Origin of the sequence: Streptomyces viridochromogenes DSM 40736 (genome assembly GCF_000158955.1) — a bacterium.
GTDB lineage: Bacteria > Actinomycetota > Actinomycetes > Streptomycetales > Streptomycetaceae > Streptomyces > Streptomyces venetus.
Window position 1 is genome coordinate 1,802,814 of sequence record NZ_GG657757.1, and the last position, 17,033, is coordinate 1,819,846.

Below are 17,033 nucleotides of genomic sequence, written 5' to 3' on the forward strand. Positions count from 1 at the left end.
GCGCCGTCCCACCGGAGCGGCGCGATCCGCGGAAGCCGTCCTACGCCGCGCCATCGGGGCGGCGGCGGAGCCGGAACCAGACCGTCCCGGCGACGGCGGCCAACCCGACGGCGGCGGCGCCCGCGACCGGCGTGAAGGCCTCGGTACGGGCGATGCCGCCGCCACCCGCCGGCGGGCCGCCTGCCGGGGTGATGGCGGTGGGTGTGGCCTTGGACGCCGAGCAGTCGACCTGGAACACCTTGAACTTGCCCGCGCCGTGGGCCCGGTCGGTGAGCCAGGTCAGCTTGTACTGCCCGTTGGGCAGGTCGATGAGCGGAGAGCGGCCCGCACCGGCCGCGTCGAGGGTGACGGAGCCGCTCTCGGCCGGCACCTCGGGCAGGGTCTGGATGGTCCAGTTGACCGTCTCGCCTCCCTCGAAGTCGAAGGCGGCGAGGTAGAAGTCGCACACCTTCGGATCGTTGCGGCGATCACTGGCGGCCGTCTCGGCGGAGTGGATCTTGACGTCCCCGTTGTCCCCCGGGGCGGCGACGGCGGGCACCCCGCTCAGGGTGGTCCCGGCGAGAGTGAGGGCAGCGAGGACGGCGTTGCGGGTGCCGGCACGGCGCGCGAGGGGTACGAGGGGCATGGACATGTCCTCCAAGTCAGATGATTGTCATACAAACATCTCGTCACCTGACTATCTGTCACATGTCACCCGGAAACGCCGGAGCAGCGCCCACGACGCGTCAGATGTCGCTCTTCCGGCGCAACGGCATCCGGCCCCGGCGGGGTCCGGCGTGCGGTTCACCCTCGTCCGGAGACTCCTCCGCGCCCGACGGCCCCTCCTCGCCCTGGTGCCCCGGCGACCGCACGGCGACCCCCGAGGAGACCAGCAGGAGCACCCCCAGCATCACGAACGGTGCCGCCACCCCCGCGACCCCGGCGATCAGCCCTGCCGCCGCGGGCGCCGCGACCTGGCCGAGCCGGTTGCCGGTCAGGCGCAGGGCCAGGGCCGTGGAACGGGCGTCGTCCGGAGCGGCCTGGACGACCGTCGTCATGGACAGCGGCTGCCCGACCCCGAGGCAGAAGCCGAGCAGGACCAGCAGCGCGGCGAGCGCCCAGACCGGCACCGGCAGGGCGATACCCGCGCACAGCAGGGCCGCCAGCAGACAGGTCACCGTGAGCAGCAGGGTCCGGCCGAGCAGCCGCAGCAGGGGCGTCAGCACCAGGCGGCAGGCGATGGTGGCTGCCGCGCGCAGGCTGAGCAGGACGCCGATCACGGACGGCGCGATGCCCCGGTCCTCGCCGACCACGGGAAGGTAGGCGGTGAGGATGTCGGTCGCGGACAGCACGGCGAGGCTGATGAAGATGCCGGCCGGTACGCCCCGGGTGCGCAGGATGCCCCCGACGGGGAGGCGGTCGCCCTGCGCCGCCCCTGACGCGGGTGCCGTACGGCGGTGCTCGATGCGCCAGAGCGAGGTGAAGGCGACCGCCGCGATCCCGCCCGCCACGACCAGTGCGAGCGCGCTGGTGCCCGTCATGTCCTCGCCGCCGATCAGCGCACCCGCGGCCATGGGCCCGACCAGCTGGCCGAGCGCGGCCCCGATGGTGAAGTGGCCGAAGTTGCGGTCCTGTTCGTGCGGCGCGGACTGGCGGGCGACGAGGGACTGCGAGCCGATGACGAAGCAGAGGTGGCCGAGGCCCATCACCCCGCTCCACAGGGCCATCGCCCACAAGGAGCCGGCGACGCCGCTGAGCGCGCAGCCGCCGGATATGAGGACCACTCCGAAGGGCAGCAGCGGCGCGCAGCGGCCGTGGTCGGTACGGCGGCCCAGGGGGACGGCGGCGAACAGCGGCAGCAGCGCGTACACACCGGCGATCACACCGACCGCGCGCTCGTCCGCGCCCAGCGCGAGGGCCCGGTAGGAGACGGCGGGCCGGGCCATCGACACCGCCCCCCTGCGCGAAGCTGAACGCGATGACGAGGCTGAGCAGCCAGCGCGGTTCCCACCGGGCCTCACGATGACGTTCTCCTTACGACAGTCTGACGCCGCGATCAGATGATTCCGAAGAGCATGCCCGCCCCGAGGATGACGAGGCAGGTGAGGGCGGCCCACTTCACCACGAACTTCGTGTGGTCGCCGAACTCCACCTTGGCCATGCCGACCAGGACGTAGACGGCCGGGACGAGCGGGCTGGACATGTGCAGCGGCTGGCCGACCAGCGAGGCCCGGGCCATCTCCACCGGGGAGACACCGTGCGCGGCGCCCGCCTCGGCGAGGACGGGGAGGACACCGAAGTAGAAGCCGTCGTTCGACATGAAGTACGTCAGCGGCAGGCTCAGCACACCGGTCACGAGCGCCATGTGCGGGCCCATGCCCGCGGGGATGACGTCCACCATCCACTTGGCCATCTGGTCGACCATGCCGGTGCCCTGGAGGACGCCGGTGAAGACGGCGGCGGCGAAGACCATGCCGGCCACGTTCAGGACGTTGTCCGCGTGAGCGGCCAGGCGGGCCTTCTGGTCGGGGATGTGCGGGAAGTTCACGGTGAGGACGAGCGCGGCACCGAGCAGGAACAGCACCGGGATGGGCAGCCACTCCATGATCATGGCGGTCAGCAGGACGACCGTGAGCAGCGCATTGAACCAGTAGAGCTTGGGACGCAGGGTGGGCCGGTTCGGGTCGAGGCCCTGGAAGCCGTCGTCGGAGCCTTCGGAGGCGTCCGTACCGGAGCCGGTACCGCCGGCTCCGGCCGCGCCGCCCGTGGCACCCGTGGCGCCCTTGCGCATGGAGACCTTGCCGTCGCCGGAGCCGCCGGCGCCCACGAGGACCGTCTCGGTCTCGGTGTCCTTCTCCTCCTCCAGGACCTCGTCCAGCGTCAGCACGCCCAGCCGCCGGCGCTCGCGCACGCCGAGGACGTAGGAGAGACCGAAGACGAAGAGCAGGCCCACCAGGAGCGCCGGGATCATCGGGACGAAGATCTCGCTGGCGTCGAGCTTGAGCGCGGTCGCGGCGCGGGCGGTCGGGCCGCCCCAGGGGAGGGTGTTCATCACGCCGTTGGCCATGGCGGCCACACCGGTCATCACGACCAGGCTCATCTTCAGGCGCTTGTACAGCGGGTACATCGCCGAGACGGTGATCATGAAGGTGGTGGAGCCGTCGCCGTCCAGCGACACGATCGCGGCGAGCAGCGCGGTGCCGACGACGATCCGCATCGGGTCGGCTTTACAGAATTTGAGGATGCCTCGGACGATCGGGTCGAAGAGACCGACGTCGATCATCACACCGAAGTAGACGATCGCGAACATGAGCATCGCCGCGGTGGGGGCGAGGTCGGTCACGCCGTCGAGGACATAGTCGCCGAGCTTGGCGCCCTTGCCGACGAACACGCAGAAGAGAGCGGGAATCAGCACGAGCGCCGCGATCGGCGACATCTTCTTCATCATGATCAGGACCAGGAAGGTCGCGATCATGGCGAAGCCGAGGATGGTCAGCATGAGTGGGTACCTAACGTTCGCCCTTGAACATTCCACCAGGGCCGGCGGTGTCCGAGACGTTAGGTCCCGTCAAGCAGCGTTAACAAGACGTTGACGTGCGAGCAATAAGCGCAAAACTGCTGGTCACAGCTTTGCTCAGGTCAGGGGCACGAGCTTTTCGGCCGCCGGGGCGCATTCGACGGGCACTCCGTTGAGGACCGCGTTGCCCGACAGCGGGTCGAGCATCCGGCCGTCGAGGAGCTGGTTGACGTTGACGCCGGGGTCGGTCGAGGCGTGGCTGAGGCGGGTGCCGGGGCGGTCGTGGCCCCAGCCGTGCGGCAGGCTCACCACGCCCCGCCGGATCGCGTCGGTGACCTCGGCCGGTGCGGTCACCTCTCCCCCGGCGCCCTTCACCCTGACCGGGTCCCCGTCCCGCACGCCCAGCCGTTCCGCGTCCTCGGGGTGGAGGTGCAGGGTGCAGCGGTTGGAGCCGCCGGTGAGGGCGGGCACGTTGTGCATCCAGCTGTTGTTGGAGCGCAGGTGCCGTCGGCCGATCAGGACGAGGCCCTCGGGGCGTTCGGCCAGGGCGGCGCGCAGGCGGGGCAGGTCGTCCGCGATCGGCCCCGGCAGCAGCTCCACCTGCCCGCTCCCGGTCTTCAGCGGCTGCGGCAGCCGGGGCCGCAGCGGCCCGAGGTCGATGCCGTGCGGGTGCGCGAGCAGCTTCTCCAGGCCGAGTCCGTCGGGTCGTGCGCCGAAGCCGTCGCCGTAGGGGCCGAGGCGGAGCATCATGTCCAGCCGTCGCTCGGGGCCGTTGTCGCCGGTCAGCTGTGCGGCAAGCTCGCCAGGGTCGCGGCCGTGCACCGGCGAGTGCGGTTCCCTGACGGCCTTGCCGAGGGTCTGGTCGATGACCATCTGGTCGACGGCGCCCGGGTCGGCGCCGTGCATGCCCGTCACGGCGAGGATCAGCCGGGCCAGGATCTCCGTCTCCGCCATGCGGCCGGGTTCCAGCGGGACCGCGGGGCGGGTGTAGCGGACCTGGTTGCGGACGGCGAGGGTGTTGAAGGCGAAGTCGTGGTGCGGGCTCTGGGAGGGCGGGGGCGGGGGCAGGACGACGTCGGCGTGGCGCGAGGTCTCGTTGAGGTAGGGGTCGACGCTGACCATGAAGTCGAGCGAGTCGAGCGCCTTGTCCAGCCGGTCGCCGTCGGGTGCGGACAGCACGGGGTTGGCGGCGACGGCGAGGAGCGCGCGGACCGGTTCGCCCTCCTCGGTGGCGGTGTCGATCTCCTCGGCGAGGGCGGAGAGGGGCAGTTCGCCCTTGGCTTCCGGGTGCCGGCTCACCCGGGAGTGCCAGCGTCCGAGGGCGAAGCCGCGGCCGGGGCCCGCGGGGCGTGGGGTCCTGTCGGTGGCGGCCTGCGGGAAGAGCGCGCCGCCGGGCCGGTCGAGGTTGCCGGTGAGGATGTTCAGGACGTCGACGAGCCAGCTGGCGAGGGTGCCGTGCGGGACGGTGCAGCTGCCGATGCGGCCGTAGACGGCGGCGGTGGGTGCGGCGGCGAGCTCGCGGGCGAGGACGCGGATGACGTCGGCCTCGACGTCACAGGCCTCGGCGACGGCTTCCGGGGTGAACTCCCGCAGGGCCTCGGCCACTTCGTCGACGCCCTGGACGTGCGGGGTCGGCTCGACGAGGCCCTCGTCGTGGAGCACCTGCGCCATCGCCGCCAGCAGCAGGGCGTCGGTGCCGGGCCGCACGGCGATGTGCCGGTCGGCGAGCTTCGCGGTGCGGGTGCGCCGCGGGTCGATCACGACGAGGGTGCCGCCCCGGGCCTTGAGCGCCTTGAGCTTGCCCGGGAAGTCGGGGGCGGTGCACAGGCTGCCGTTGGACTCCAGCGGGTTGGCGCCGATGAGGATCAGGTGGTCGGTGTGGTCGAGGTCGGGCACGGGGATGGCGTTCGCGTCGCCGTAGAGCAGTCCGCTGGAGACGTGCTTGGGCATCTGGTCGACCGTGGAGGCGGTGAAGACGCTGCGGGTGCCGAGCCCGGCGAGCAGCACCGGCGGGTAGAGGCCACCGGCCATGGTGTGCACGTTGGGGTTGCCGAGGACGACGCCGACGGAGTGCGGTCCGTACCGCTCCACGACGGGCCGGATGCCGGCGGCGACCGCGTCGAAGGCCTCGTCCCAGGTGGCCTCGCGCAGCTCGCCGTCCCGGCGCACGAGCGGGGTGCGCAGCCGGTCGGGGTCGGCGTCGACGGCCCCGAAGGAGGCGCCCTTGGGGCAGATGAAGCCCTTGCTGAACACGTCGTCGCGGTCACCGCGGGCGTGGGTGACGCGCGTCCCCTCGATGGTGAGGGTCAGGCCGCAGGTGGCCTCGCACAAGGGACAGATACGCAGGGCGGTGCGGGACACGGGTCCTCCCGGGAGGCGACGGCAGTGGTGACGCGCGGACGCGCCGAGCATACCGACCGGTATGCACGGAGGGGAGCCCCTGCCGGGCAGGAGGTCGGCCACGTACCGGCCGGAGTCGTCAGTCGAGCACCCGGGCCAGATACGCCCGCAGCATCTCCCGCATCTCCTCGATGACCTTCTCGTCCCCTTCGGGCGCGACCCGGAACGCCAGGTGCACCAGGGTGTCGGCGGTCTCCACGGCGATGAGGAAGACCCGGCGCAGCTCCTCGTCGGGCTCGCGGCCGAGATGGCCGGCAAGGAGTTCGGTGAGCCGGTCGGCGACCCGGTGGTTGGGTTCGGCGCGGGAACCGACGGGGATCTGGTTGCCGAAGTCGACGAGGGAGAAGCCGGGCGCGGACCGCTTCATCTCCAGGTACTCGTCGAGCACGGCGTCCATGGCCACGCGCCAGCCTCCCTCGCCGGCCTCCTCCAGTCGCTCGGTGACGCGTGCGGAGTACCGCTCGAGGTTGCGCTGGCCCAGCGCGTCGACCATCTGGCGCTTGTTGCCGAAGAAGCGGTAGACCGAGCCGATGGGCACTTGGGCCCGATGGGCGACGGCTCGGGTGCTGAGCGCGTCGTAGCCGACCTCGTCGAGAAGGTCGGCACAGGCGTCGAGGATCCTGGTCAGGCGTTCGGCGCTGCGCCGCTGCACGGGCGCACGACGGAGCGATGTCGCGTGGGGCACGGGCTTCATGATGCCTCTCCGGCGCGGTCCGGTGAACCTCGCCCCCTGGTCCGCTGCTTCGACGCGGTGATGTCGGCCGTGCTCTCCACGGGGGTGCCGTCCACCGCCCACACGGTGCCGTCGTCGGCGTAGAGACGGGCCGTGACGTGGTGCGTGCCGCGCGGCACCAGCCGGTCGGCGAGACGGTACCCGCAGGCGCGGAGCCGGGCGACGAGGCGGCCGTCCACGTAGAGGTGCGCGAGACCGCTCCCGGCCACCGCCCGGGCCGCCGCCCCGGCCGGGGAGAAGCGGAACCTCCGCACGGTCAGCCGTACGTCCCAGCCACCGGTCGCGTCGGGCTGCACCTCGACGCCGACGCCGGGGGCACCCTTCCGCTCCACCTCACGGTAGGGGCGCCCCTCCTGGTCCCGGTCCTCCAGGACCCGGCCCACCGGCGCGGGCGACACCCCTTCCTCCTCGGCGTCACCGGAGCCACAGCCCGCGGTTCCGGCCAGGAGGGCACCGACCGCGAGCATGGCGAGAAACCCCCGTGTCCACGACATGCCTGGGAGCGTAGAACACATGTCCGGCCCGGCGGATCGTCCTGGAGTCGGGTTCCGCATCGTCCGTCGAGAGGAGGGCACACGGGCCCGCGCGTCCCCCTTGCGTCGGGGAAATCGCAATCCTACGGTGTTGCATAGGAATCAAACCCAAGGGAGACAGCGATCATGGGCGATGGGGGTACCTCCCGCGCGAGCGAACTCGAGCGTGGGGAAGCGCGGAAGACCGCCGAAGGGCTGACCTACCTCTCCGGCTTCGGCAACGAGCACAGTTCCGAGGCCGTCCCGGGCGCGCTGCCCGAGGGCCGCAACTCGCCCCAGCGAGCCCCGCTCGGGCTGTACGCGGAACAGCTGAGCGGCACGGCGTTCACCGAGCCGCGGGCCCACAACCGCCGCTCCTGGCTGTACCGGATCCGCCCGTCGGCCGCACACCCGGCGTTCACCCGCACCCACAACGGCACGGTCCGCACCGCTCCCTTCACCCAGACCGTGCCCGACCCCAACCGCCTGCGCTGGAACCCCCTGCCCGACCCGGCACCCGAGACCGACTTCCTGGCCGGCCTGTGGACCCTGGGCGGCAACGGGGACGCCACCCAGCGCACCGGCATCGCCGTGCACCTGTACGCGGCCAACGTCTCGATGGACCGGGTGTTCAGCGACGCCGACGGCGAGTTGCTGATCGTCCCGGAGCGCGGCGGGCTGCTGCTGCGCACGGAGTTCGGCCTGCTCCATGTGGAGCCGGGCCATGTGGCGCTCGTCCCGCGTGGGGTCCGTTTCCGTGTGGAACTCCTCGACGAGTCCGCCCGTGGCTATGTGTGCGAGAACTACGGCGCGCCCTTCCGGCTCCCCGACCTGGGCCCGATCGGGGCCAACGGCCTCGCCAACTCCCGGGACTTCCGCGCCCCGGTCGCCGCGTACGAGGACGTCGAGGGCCCGGTGGAGGTGGTGAACAAGTTCTGCGGCAATCTGTGGACGGCCACGTACGACCACTCCCCGCTCGATGTCGTCGCCTGGCACGGCAACCATGTGCCGTACGTCTACGACCTGCGCCGGTTCAATGTGCTCGGCACCATCACGTACGACCACCCGGATCCGTCGATCTTCACGGTGCTGACGTCCCCGTCGGACACCCCGGGCCTGGCCGGTGCGGACTTCGTGGTGTTCGCGCCGCGCTGGCTGGTGGGCGAGGACACCTTCCGGCCGCCCTACTTCCACCGGAACGTGATGAGCGAGTACATGGGCCTGATCGAGGGCGCCTACGACGCGAAGGCGGAGGGCTTCGTGCCGGGCGGCGGCTCGCTGCACAACATGATGTCGGCGCACGGCCCCGACCGGGAGACGTTCGACCGCGCGAGCTCCGCCGAGCTGAAGCCGCAGAAGATCGACGACGGTCTGGCGTTCATGTTCGAGACCCGCTGGCCGCTGACCCTCACCCCGCACGCGGCCCGGGCGGAACACCTGCAACAGCGCTACGACGACGTATGGCAGGGCATGGAGCGGCACTTCAGCCCCTTGCACTGATCATTTCCTACCGGTACGGATGGCCCGTGACCTCCTTCGCCCCGGACTCGATCGTCCTGAACCGCAAGCTGCCGCTCTGGTACCAGGTGTCGCAGTCCCTGCGCGCCTCGATCCTCGGCCGCTCGCCGCAGGACCCGCTGCGCCTGCCCACCGAGGAACAGCTGGCCGGGCACTACGGGGTGAGCGTGCTGACCATGCGGCAGGCGCTGAAGGAGCTGGAGGACGAAGGTCTCATCACGCGCCACCGGCGCCGGGGCACCTTCATCGAGCCGCACGCGCGCCGGGGTTCCCCGGTCCGGCTGCTCGGCTCGGTGGACGCGATCGTGGCCCAGCAGTCCGGCATGACGACCGAACTGCTGGACCACGGCACGACCCCCGTGCCGGGCGAACTCGCCGAGTTCTTCCCGGACGTGCCGCAGGTGTCGACGTACCACCGGCTGCGGAGCGACGAGAAGACGGGTGAGCCGACGAACCACGCCCGCAACTACGTGCGTCCCGAACTGGCCGCGCGGATCGACCTCGACGATCTGGTGCGGTGGCCGATGACCAAGGTGCTGCGGGATGTGGCAGGAGCGGACATCAGCCGCATCACGGACACCGTGGAGGCCCGGCTGGCCGACCCGGAGACCGCGAAGCTGCTCCAAGTACCGCTGTTGAGTCCGATCCTGCACTACACGGGCGTGACGTACGACCCGGAGGGACGGCCGCTGGACGTGGCCGTCATCCAGTACCGGGGGGACCGCTTCTCCTTCACGGTGACCCTGGACGCCACCTGACCCGCGGGCCGGAGCCACACCGTACGATGCCCAGCGTGACGCACGACGACGCTCCGCTGCTGGCGAACCTCATGCCGTGGTCCGTCGCACCGCCGCGGCTCGGCCGGGGGTGGCCGGCGGGCCCCGACCCGGCGTCCCTGAAGGCCCGCTGGGACGCCTTGGTGAAGGCCGAGGGCCCCGATCGCGAGACCCTGTTCGAGCCGAGCCGTTCGCGCACCCTGCACTCGGCGGTCGGCCAGTTGCCCGGCCGGACGGGCGGCACGCAGAAGCTGGTCCGCGCCTCGGGGCCGTGCCCGGAGCCGGTGCGGGTGCTGCTCGCGCCCTTCGACGAGCAGTGGCTGATCCCCGACCAGCGGCTGATCGACGCGGCCCGGCCGGAACTCTGGCGGGTGGCGGACGAGCGGCAGGTCTTCCTGGTGGAGACGCCCGAGTCCCTCCTCGTCACCTCGCTGCTCCCGCTGCTCCGCCCCGGCCGCGTCCGCCCGCTGTTCCGGCGCCCGGGCGGCCTGGAGCCGAACCTGGCCCCCGGCCTGCTGGAGCTCCTGCACGCCCGTCTGGGAGGCGCCCCCACTCCGCTGGACGTGCTGGCCTGGATCACCGCCACGGCCCGCCCGGACCTCACCGTCCCGCTCACGGGCGACGCCGGCGCCTGGGCGCGGGGCGTGGAGCTGGGCCGCCGGCTGCTGTGGCTGATGCGCCGCGACGGTGAGCGGCCGAAGCTCCCCGGCGGCCGCCGCCCCTACGTCCGCGCTCCCCTGCCCTCCCGGCCCGTGGCCCTGCGCTACGACCGGGACGAGGAGTCCCTGCTGCTGGACGAGGGCCGCATCTCCCCCGTGCCACCGCAGGCCTGGGACTTCAAGGTGGGCGGAGTCCGCGTCCTGGAACAGTGGTTCGCGGCGCGGGTCCCTGACCCCGAGCCGGGCACACTCGCGGCGATCCGCCCCGCCACCTGGCCGCAGGCCTGGACGTCGGAACTCCTGGAGCTGATCACCGTCCTGACTCTGCTGGCCGAAGACCGGCCCGAGCGGGACGACCGGCCGGTCCCCGACCCCGTCACGGCGACCGAGCTGCGCGAGGCGGGCGTCCTCCCCGCCCCGGCGTCGGCCCGCCGCCCGGCCTCGGTCCTCGACGGCCCGGAGGAGGGCCCGGAGGGGCAACTCGCGCTGCTTTAGGCCCTGTCGGCCTGGCGCAGATCGGGATCCAAGGCGTCCAGCACGCGTTCGAGTGCCCGCTGTCCATGCGGGGCGAGGAGTACCGGTCGTTCCCGGTACCGGGCCTGCTGGTGGCGACCGCCGCGGGCGGCATCATGACCGGCATGTTCCAGGCGGCCCAGGACACGCACCGGGGCGTCACGGACCGCCTCCGTACGCTGATCAGCGCCCTGGCGACGGCCCTGCGGGATCTCTTCGGCGACGCACCCGTACCTGACGGGGCGGCCTGGCCGGTGGCCCGCCCCGTGGCGGGGTCACTGCTGTGGTGCGCCGTGCTGCTCGGGTTCTTCGTACCGCTGGCCGTGCGCCAGTACGCGCACGGGGAGCGGTGAGCGGGCCCCCAGTCGCTGCCGGGCGGGGATGAGGCAACCGACAGGGGGCGTACCGCGCTCGGGAACACACCTGGCGCCGCTGCGTGCCGCGGGGATGACGGACGACGAGTGCGCAGCGCTGCACCAGGGCGGTGTGACCGCCCGAGCGCGGGCCCCTACCTGCCGCCGAACAGCGAACGACGCAGCCGACGCAGCGGCGCGAAGAGCGAGACGCGGCGCACGCGCGCGCCCCTGCCGTTGCGGTCGTGCGGCTGACGCGCGGTCAGTTCACGCATCAGCGAGGTCGCCTCGACCGTCTCCCGCTGGGGGACCGCGGGTCCTCCCAGCACCGAGAGGTGTCGGTCCAGGCGCGAACTGCTCGCGCTGCTTCCGCAGGTGATCGCAGGGACCCTGGCCCTGCTGCGCACTGTTATCTGTTCCATGTCACTCCCCACCCGTACGAGTCCACCCGGCCCGGGCAGGTTAACCCTATCTCCCCGGCCGGGCACACATGTATCGCGGTCACAGGATTCACCTTCCCCATAAGGGGGTTGACGATGTATCTCCGATTACTCTCCGAATCCAACAGATTTCAGGGCGAGTTGGACGATGGGCTGGGTGGTGGGCTGCGGCGAGCCCCCGGCGGGCTCGACGGTCACGGCCAGTGACGTCGCCGAGGCGCCCAGACCCGTCGCGACCAGGGGCGTATCGTCTTCGAAGAGCCCCAGGGAGCGTGGTTGCGCGCCCGGGCGCATGAGCCACAACTGGTGCACCCGGCCGCCCGACGGGGCGCCGTATCCGCCGAGGGTGACGACCGCGTTCCGCTCCGTGGCGGAAGCGATCACTCCGATCGTTCGGCCTCTGGCGTCCCGGCCGCTGCTCGCACGCGCGTCCGGAGCCGACAGAACGTGGGCGATCTCACGTGACCGATCTTGCTCGGCGGTCAGCCGGTCCTGGGTCCGGTTCGCCTGTACGGCGAACAGCGACGCGACGACGAGGGCCGCGGCGGCGGTGGCCGTCGCGAAGGGCACGAACAGCGGGATCCGCCGCCGCTGCCGTTGCCGCGGCGGCGGCTGGGTGCCCCACACGTGCGGCGGCAGCTGCGTCGCACGCGCGCGCGACGGTTCGCGCCCGCTCTCCTGCGGTGCGGGGTCCTGCGGCGTGGCCCGTACGGCGGCCATGACCCGGTCGCGCATCGCGGCCGGGGCCGGGACGGCCGTGGACCAGGCCAGCCGGACGGCGTCCTCGGACAGGGCGCGCACCTCCGCGGCGCAGCGGTCGCAGTCCCTCAGGTGCTTCTCGAAGCGGACCCGCTCCGGGGGTCCCAGGGCGTCGAGCGCGTAGGGCGCGGCGAGCGAGTGCAGGTCCTCGCGGCGGAAGAGGCTCATGCCACGCCTCCCAGGCACTCGCGCATCCGGGTCAGCCCGTCACGCATCCGGGTCTTGACGGTGCCCAGCGGCAGGGACAGCTGCTCGGCCACCTCACGGTAGGTGTAGCCCTCGTAGTAGGCGAGGGTGACCGACTGGCGCTGGAGGACCGTGAGCCGGTCCAGGCAGCGGCGCACCCACTCGCGTTCCAGACCGGCCTCGACCTCCTCGGTGACCTGGTCGAAGGCGGGCTGGTTCGCGCGGAGCGCCTCACGCTGCTCGCGCTCGCCGGCCGCTCGGGCGCTGCGCACCCGGTCGACGGCGCGGCGGTGGGCCAGGGTGAGGATCCACGACATCGCGCTGCCCCGGCCGGGGTCGAACTTCGCTGCCGAGCGCCACAGTTCGAGCAACACCTCCTGAGCCACCTCCTCCGACTGGGCCAGGTCACGCACCACACGCCGTACGAGTCCGAAGACCGGGCCGGACACCAGCCCGTACAACTCCTCGAAGGCCGTCTGGTTCCCGCCCGCCACGAGCAGCAGCAGCTCGTCCGCCTCCACTCGGTCCCCCTCTCCCAGGCCGCATGGGGCCTGTCCCCTCATACGAGGCATTCGCAACGCACACACCTCCGGATGGGGTTACGGATCAGCGCGCCGAAAACGCGGGTCGCCCGGCGATGAAACAACTTTTCAGATGAGCCGTAAGAACGTTTGAGATTCGACCAATCCGCTCTGCCGACCACTCCGAATGGCGTGTGTCAGGCAAGTTGGCACCGAGGACGGACGGCATGACACCTACCTTCAGGACCGGCGCGGGGCGCCGGAGCATAGCGACCGTGATCTGTGGTGCGCTGGCCGCCGGCGGGCTCGCCGCCGCCGGCGTGACCGCGCTGGCACCTGAGGAGGCCGCCGCCTCCAGTCACCGGGAGGCCCCGCTGATCTCGGGGACCCCGCAGTACGACAACACCGACGTGTACGCGTTCGTCAGCCCGGACAAGCCGGACACGACGACCATCATCGCGAACTGGATCCCGATGGAGGATCCGGCCGGCGGGCCCAACTTCTTCACGTTCGCCGAGGACGCCCAGTACGACCTGCGTATCGACAGCAACGGTGACGCGCAGGAGGACCTGCTCTTCCGGTACACGTTCAAGACGCACACGAAGAACGACAAGACGTTCCTCTACAACACGGGTCCGGTCGAGAGCCTCGACGACCCCGACCTCAACATCACGCAGACGTACGACCTCGAGCTGATCAAGCTGAAGCACCTGAAGCCGGTGTCGAAGACCAAGGTCGCCGACGACGTCCCGGTGGCGCCGTCGAACGTCGGCAAGGCGTCGATGCCGGACTACAACACCCTGCGCGAGCAGGCGGTCCACAAGCTCGCCGGGGGCGCCCAGACGTTCGCCGGGCAGGCCGACGACCCGTTCTTCCTGGACCTCAGGGTCTTCGACCTGCTGTACGGCGGAAACCTCTCCGAGGTCGGCAACGACACGCTCAAGGGCTACAACGTCAACTCGATCGCCCTGCAGGTCCCCAACAGCTTCCTCACCGAGTCGCACGAGCAGCCGGTCATCGGCGTCTGGTCGACGACGCAGCGCAAGAACGCCCAGGGCTACTACGCGCAGGTCTCGCGCCTCGGCAACCCGCTGGTGAACGAGGTCGTCAACCCGCTCAAGGACAAGGACAAGTTCAACGCGTCCGCGCCGCGGGACGACGCCCAGTTCCTGGAGAACGTGACCAACCCGGAGCTGCCCAAGCTCATCGAGGCGATCTACAAGATCCCGGCGCCCGACGAGCCGCGCAACGACCTGGTCGACGTGTTCCTGAAGGGCGTCAAGGACCTCAACCAGCCGCCGCACGTGACGCCGTCGGAGCAGCTGCGCCTCAACACGTCCATCAAGCCGGCCGCCAAGCCCAAGCGGCTCGGTGTCCTGGACGGTGACAACGCGGGCTTCCCGAACGGCCGTCGCCTCACCGACGACGTGATCGACGCGTCGCTGCAGGTCGTCGAGGGTGAGCTGCTGGGCGCGAAGAACGACCTCGGTGACGCGGTCGACAAGAACGACAAGAAGTTCGGCAAGTACTTCCCGTACCTGGCCAACCCGACCGAGGGGTCGCGCGGCCCGCTCGCCAAGGGCGTGGACGGCGGCAACGACGTCCGCAGCCAGCTGGGCGACGCGCTCCAGCCGGCCGGTACGCAGAGCTCCGACGACATGCGCCTGATCGCCGCGTCCGCAGGGGCCGGGGCGGGCGGCATCGTCCTGATCGGCGCGGCCCTGATGTGGTGGCGCCGGATGCGGAACCGGGCGTACTGACCCGCTCCGCTCCCACCTACCGGCGCGGCCCGTTCCCCACCGTCCCCCACGGCACGGGCCGCGCCTTCGACTCCCGCAGTTCCGCACCCGCACCCGCACTTGCACAGCCGACTGAGGAGAGGCCATGCCTCCGCGTACGACGGACAGCTCACCGGAGAGGCGCGACGACGACCGGCCGCGCCCGGACCAGGAGCCCGCCCAGGAGCGGTCCGTACCGGCCCTCGACGCGGGTACGGGCACGGAGGCGCCGGTGGGGCGGGCTCCGCACTCGACCGAGGTTCCGGACACCGGGCAGGGCGGAGGCTCGGCCGGCGGTGCGACAGAGAGGGGTGGCGCTTCCGCCGACGACACCGACGACACCGACGCCCCCGGCGTCGATCCGCGCGTGGCCGCGGTGCGGCGCGCCGCCGACGGCGGGCGGCGGTGGCGGGCCGCCCAACTGGCCGGGTGTGCCGCGCTGCTGGCCGTCGCGCTGACCGGTGGGGCCGTTGCCTTCGGAGGTGTCGGGGGCGGGAGCACGGGGACCGGTGTCGATACCGTGTCGGCGTCCGGGGCCCTGACGCCCGGTGCGCTGGCCCGCGGCGATCTCGACTCGGGGATCGTGTCCCTGCAGAAGCATCTCCGGGCCCAGCCCAGGGACTTCGGCAGTTGGGCCACGCTCGGGGTCGCCTACGTCGAGCAGGCCCGTACGAAGGGCGATCCCTCGCGCTACCCGCAGGCCGAACGCGCACTGAAGCGGTCCCTCGAACTGGAGCCGGACAACGACCAGGCCCTGGCCGGCCGGGCCGCCCTCGCCGCCGCGCGGCACGACTTCACCGGCGCCCTGGCCCACGCCGACCGGGCGCTGAAGCAGAACCCGTACAACGAGCGCGCCCTGTGCAGCCGGGTCGACGCCCTCGTCGAACTCGGGCGGTACGACGACGCCGCCGAGGCCGCCCGGACCGCCGACGACCGGCGGCCCGGCGTCCCCGTCTTCACGCGGTACGCGTACGTGCACGAGCTGCGCGGCGACGTCCGCACCGCGCGTGCCGTCCTGGAACGCGCCCTGAGCCAGGCCGACTCCCCCGCCGACGTCGCGTACGTCGCCACGGCCCTCGGCCAGCTCGCCTGGAACCAGGGCGAGTACAAGACGGCCCTCGGCCACTACGCCCGTGCCCTCGCCGCCGACGAGGAGTACCTCCCGGCCCTGGAGGGCCGTGCCCGTGCCCAGGCCGCGAGCGGCGACCGGGCGGCCGCCGCCGAGGGCCTTGAGCGGGTCGTCGCCCGCTTCCCGCTGCCCGGCCCGCTCGTCGCCCTCGGCGAGCTCTACGAGGCCCGCGGCGCCGACGGCGACCGGGCGAAGGCCGGCGACCAGTACGCCCTCGTCGACGCCTGGACGGCCCTCGCCCGCGCGGGCGGTGTCAACGCCGACCTCGACACGGCCATGGCCGCCGCCGACCACGGCGACAAGAAGGAGGCCCTGCGCGCCGCCCGTGCCGAGTGGAACCGCCGGCACAGTGTGCACACCGCCGACGCCCTCGCCTGGGCCCTGCACGTCAACGGCCGCGACAAGGAGGCCCTGCCGTACGCCCGCCGGGCCACGGCCACTGGCTACCGCAACGCCGCCTTCCTCTACCACCGCGGCATCATCGAGCGCGCCACCGGCGACGACCGCGACGCGCGCACCCACCTGAAGGCCGCCCTGGAACTGAACCCCGGCTTCTCGCCCCTGGGCGCCCGCGAAGCCCGTACCGCGCTCAAGGACCTGGAGGGCACCCGGTGACCCTGCGCCGACTGTTCGCCTCCGGCGCCGCCGTCCTGACGGCCGCCTGCGCGATCGCCCTCGTGCCCGCCGGCTCGGCGAGCGCGCACCCGTTGGGCAACTTCACCGTCAACCGCTACGACGGCCTGGTCGCCGCCCCCGGCGAACTCCGCGTCCACCACGTGGAGGACCTCGCCGAGATCCCGGCCACCCAGGCCGGGCCGGACATCGAGCGGCTGGGCATCGCCATGTGGGCCCGTGAGCGGTGTGCGACGGCCGCCGCGGACAGCAGGGCCACCGTCGACGGCCGTAGCGCCGCGCTCACCGCCGAGCGCAGCCACGCGCGCGTGCGGCCCGGGCAGGCCGGTCTCGACACCCTCCGTGTGGAGTGCGAACTGACCGCTCCGCTCCCCTCGGGCGAGGAGACCGTGGCCCTCGGCTTCCGGGGCGCCGGTGCCTCCTCCGGCCCGGGCTGGCGGGAGATCACCGCGCGCGGCGACCGTATGACGCTCGCCGCTTCGGACGTACCGGAGAAGTCGGTGTCGGCCGAACTGACCCGCTATCCCGAGGAGCTGCTCTCCTCCCCGGCCGACACCGCGTCGCCGCCCTGCGGTGCGCCCGGTGGCCCGGCCCTGTCGAGGCGGAGTCGGACGCCCCCGCGCCTCC

The 17,033-nt window shown here is 72.2% G+C and carries 13 protein-coding genes and 3 pseudogenes; 7 read left to right on the forward strand and 9 right to left on the reverse strand.

What is annotated here, in order from left to right:
- Positions 1 to 40: 40 nt before the first annotated feature.
- From SSQG_RS07850 to SSQG_RS07875, 6 genes and pseudogenes are all read right to left on the reverse strand, one after another.
- On the reverse strand, positions 41 to 631 hold the full coding sequence (locus SSQG_RS07850) for a hypothetical protein (RefSeq protein ID WP_078506822.1): 591 nt from the start codon (positions 629 to 631) through the stop codon (positions 41 to 43).
- A 94-nt stretch (positions 632 to 725) separates the two neighbouring features.
- Positions 726 to 2,000, reverse strand: a pseudogene (locus SSQG_RS07855) (MFS transporter).
- Between the two features lie 35 nt (positions 2,001 to 2,035).
- Positions 2,036 to 3,478 carry a CitMHS family transporter gene (locus SSQG_RS07860; RefSeq protein WP_003989197.1) on the reverse strand — a complete coding sequence of 481 codons (1,443 nt, stop codon included), beginning with the start codon at positions 3,476 to 3,478 and terminating at the stop codon, positions 2,036 to 2,038.
- Positions 3,479 to 3,613: 135 nt separating this feature from the next.
- Complete coding sequence (locus SSQG_RS07865; RefSeq protein WP_003989198.1) at positions 3,614 to 5,857, reverse strand: molybdopterin oxidoreductase family protein; 2,244 nt, start codon at positions 5,855 to 5,857, stop codon at positions 3,614 to 3,616.
- A gap of 118 nt (positions 5,858 to 5,975) precedes the next feature.
- On the reverse strand, positions 5,976 to 6,590 hold the full coding sequence (locus SSQG_RS07870) for a TetR/AcrR family transcriptional regulator (protein WP_003989199.1): 615 nt from the start codon (positions 6,588 to 6,590) through the stop codon (positions 5,976 to 5,978).
- Positions 6,587 to 7,123, reverse strand: a complete 537-nt coding sequence (locus tag SSQG_RS07875; RefSeq protein ID WP_039932126.1) for a hypothetical protein — start codon at positions 7,121 to 7,123, stop codon at positions 6,587 to 6,589. Before SSQG_RS07875 ends, SSQG_RS07870 begins: the two co-directional genes overlap by 4 nt.
- Before the next feature lie 165 nt (positions 7,124 to 7,288).
- On the opposite strand from SSQG_RS07875, the gene hmgA reads away from it, so the two are divergent.
- The 4 genes and pseudogenes from hmgA to SSQG_RS07895 all read left to right on the forward strand — a co-directional run.
- Entirely contained in the window at positions 7,289 to 8,641 is a 1,353-nt protein-coding gene (hmgA, locus tag SSQG_RS07880) for a homogentisate 1,2-dioxygenase (protein WP_003989201.1), read from the forward strand.
- A gap of 26 nt (positions 8,642 to 8,667) precedes the next feature.
- Entirely contained in the window at positions 8,668 to 9,417 is a 750-nt protein-coding gene (locus SSQG_RS07885; RefSeq protein ID WP_003989202.1) for a GntR family transcriptional regulator, read from the forward strand.
- Between the two features lie 26 nt (positions 9,418 to 9,443).
- Positions 9,444 to 10,589 carry a type ISP restriction/modification enzyme gene (locus SSQG_RS07890; RefSeq protein ID WP_039932127.1) on the forward strand — a complete coding sequence of 382 codons (1,146 nt, stop codon included), beginning with the start codon at positions 9,444 to 9,446 and terminating at the stop codon, positions 10,587 to 10,589.
- Positions 10,590 to 10,630: 41 nt separating this feature from the next.
- A pseudogene (locus SSQG_RS07895) lies at positions 10,631 to 10,960 on the forward strand (hypothetical protein); the annotation flags it as partial.
- A gap of 155 nt (positions 10,961 to 11,115) precedes the next feature.
- On the opposite strand, the gene SSQG_RS07900 reads toward SSQG_RS07895, so the two are convergent.
- From SSQG_RS07900 to SSQG_RS07910, 3 genes are all read right to left on the reverse strand, one after another.
- The gene (locus SSQG_RS07900) at positions 11,116 to 11,382 is read right to left on the reverse strand and encodes a hypothetical protein (protein ID WP_039932129.1); all 267 of its coding nucleotides are present in this window, start codon (positions 11,380 to 11,382) and stop codon (positions 11,116 to 11,118) included.
- A 126-nt stretch (positions 11,383 to 11,508) separates the two neighbouring features.
- Complete coding sequence (locus tag SSQG_RS07905) at positions 11,509 to 12,327, reverse strand: anti-sigma factor (protein ID WP_003989206.1); 819 nt, start codon at positions 12,325 to 12,327, stop codon at positions 11,509 to 11,511.
- The gene (locus SSQG_RS07910; protein ID WP_003989207.1) at positions 12,324 to 12,866 is read right to left on the reverse strand and encodes a sigma-70 family RNA polymerase sigma factor; all 543 of its coding nucleotides are present in this window, start codon (positions 12,864 to 12,866) and stop codon (positions 12,324 to 12,326) included. The genes SSQG_RS07905 and SSQG_RS07910 overlap by 4 nt, the downstream gene beginning before the upstream one ends.
- A 227-nt stretch (positions 12,867 to 13,093) precedes the next feature.
- On the opposite strand from SSQG_RS07910, the gene SSQG_RS07915 reads away from it, so the two are divergent.
- The 3 genes and pseudogenes from SSQG_RS07915 to SSQG_RS07925 all read left to right on the forward strand — a co-directional run.
- The gene (locus SSQG_RS07915) at positions 13,094 to 14,626 is read left to right on the forward strand and encodes a DUF4331 domain-containing protein (RefSeq protein ID WP_039932130.1); all 1,533 of its coding nucleotides are present in this window, start codon (positions 13,094 to 13,096) and stop codon (positions 14,624 to 14,626) included.
- Positions 14,627 to 14,750: 124 nt separating this feature from the next.
- A complete protein-coding gene (locus SSQG_RS07920) occupies positions 14,751 to 16,388 on the forward strand; it encodes a tetratricopeptide repeat protein (RefSeq protein WP_003989209.1) in 1,638 nt (545 codons plus the stop codon).
- A pseudogene (locus SSQG_RS07925) lies at positions 16,385 to 17,033 on the forward strand (nickel transporter); the annotation flags it as partial. The gene SSQG_RS07920 and the pseudogene SSQG_RS07925, both read left to right, overlap by 4 nt.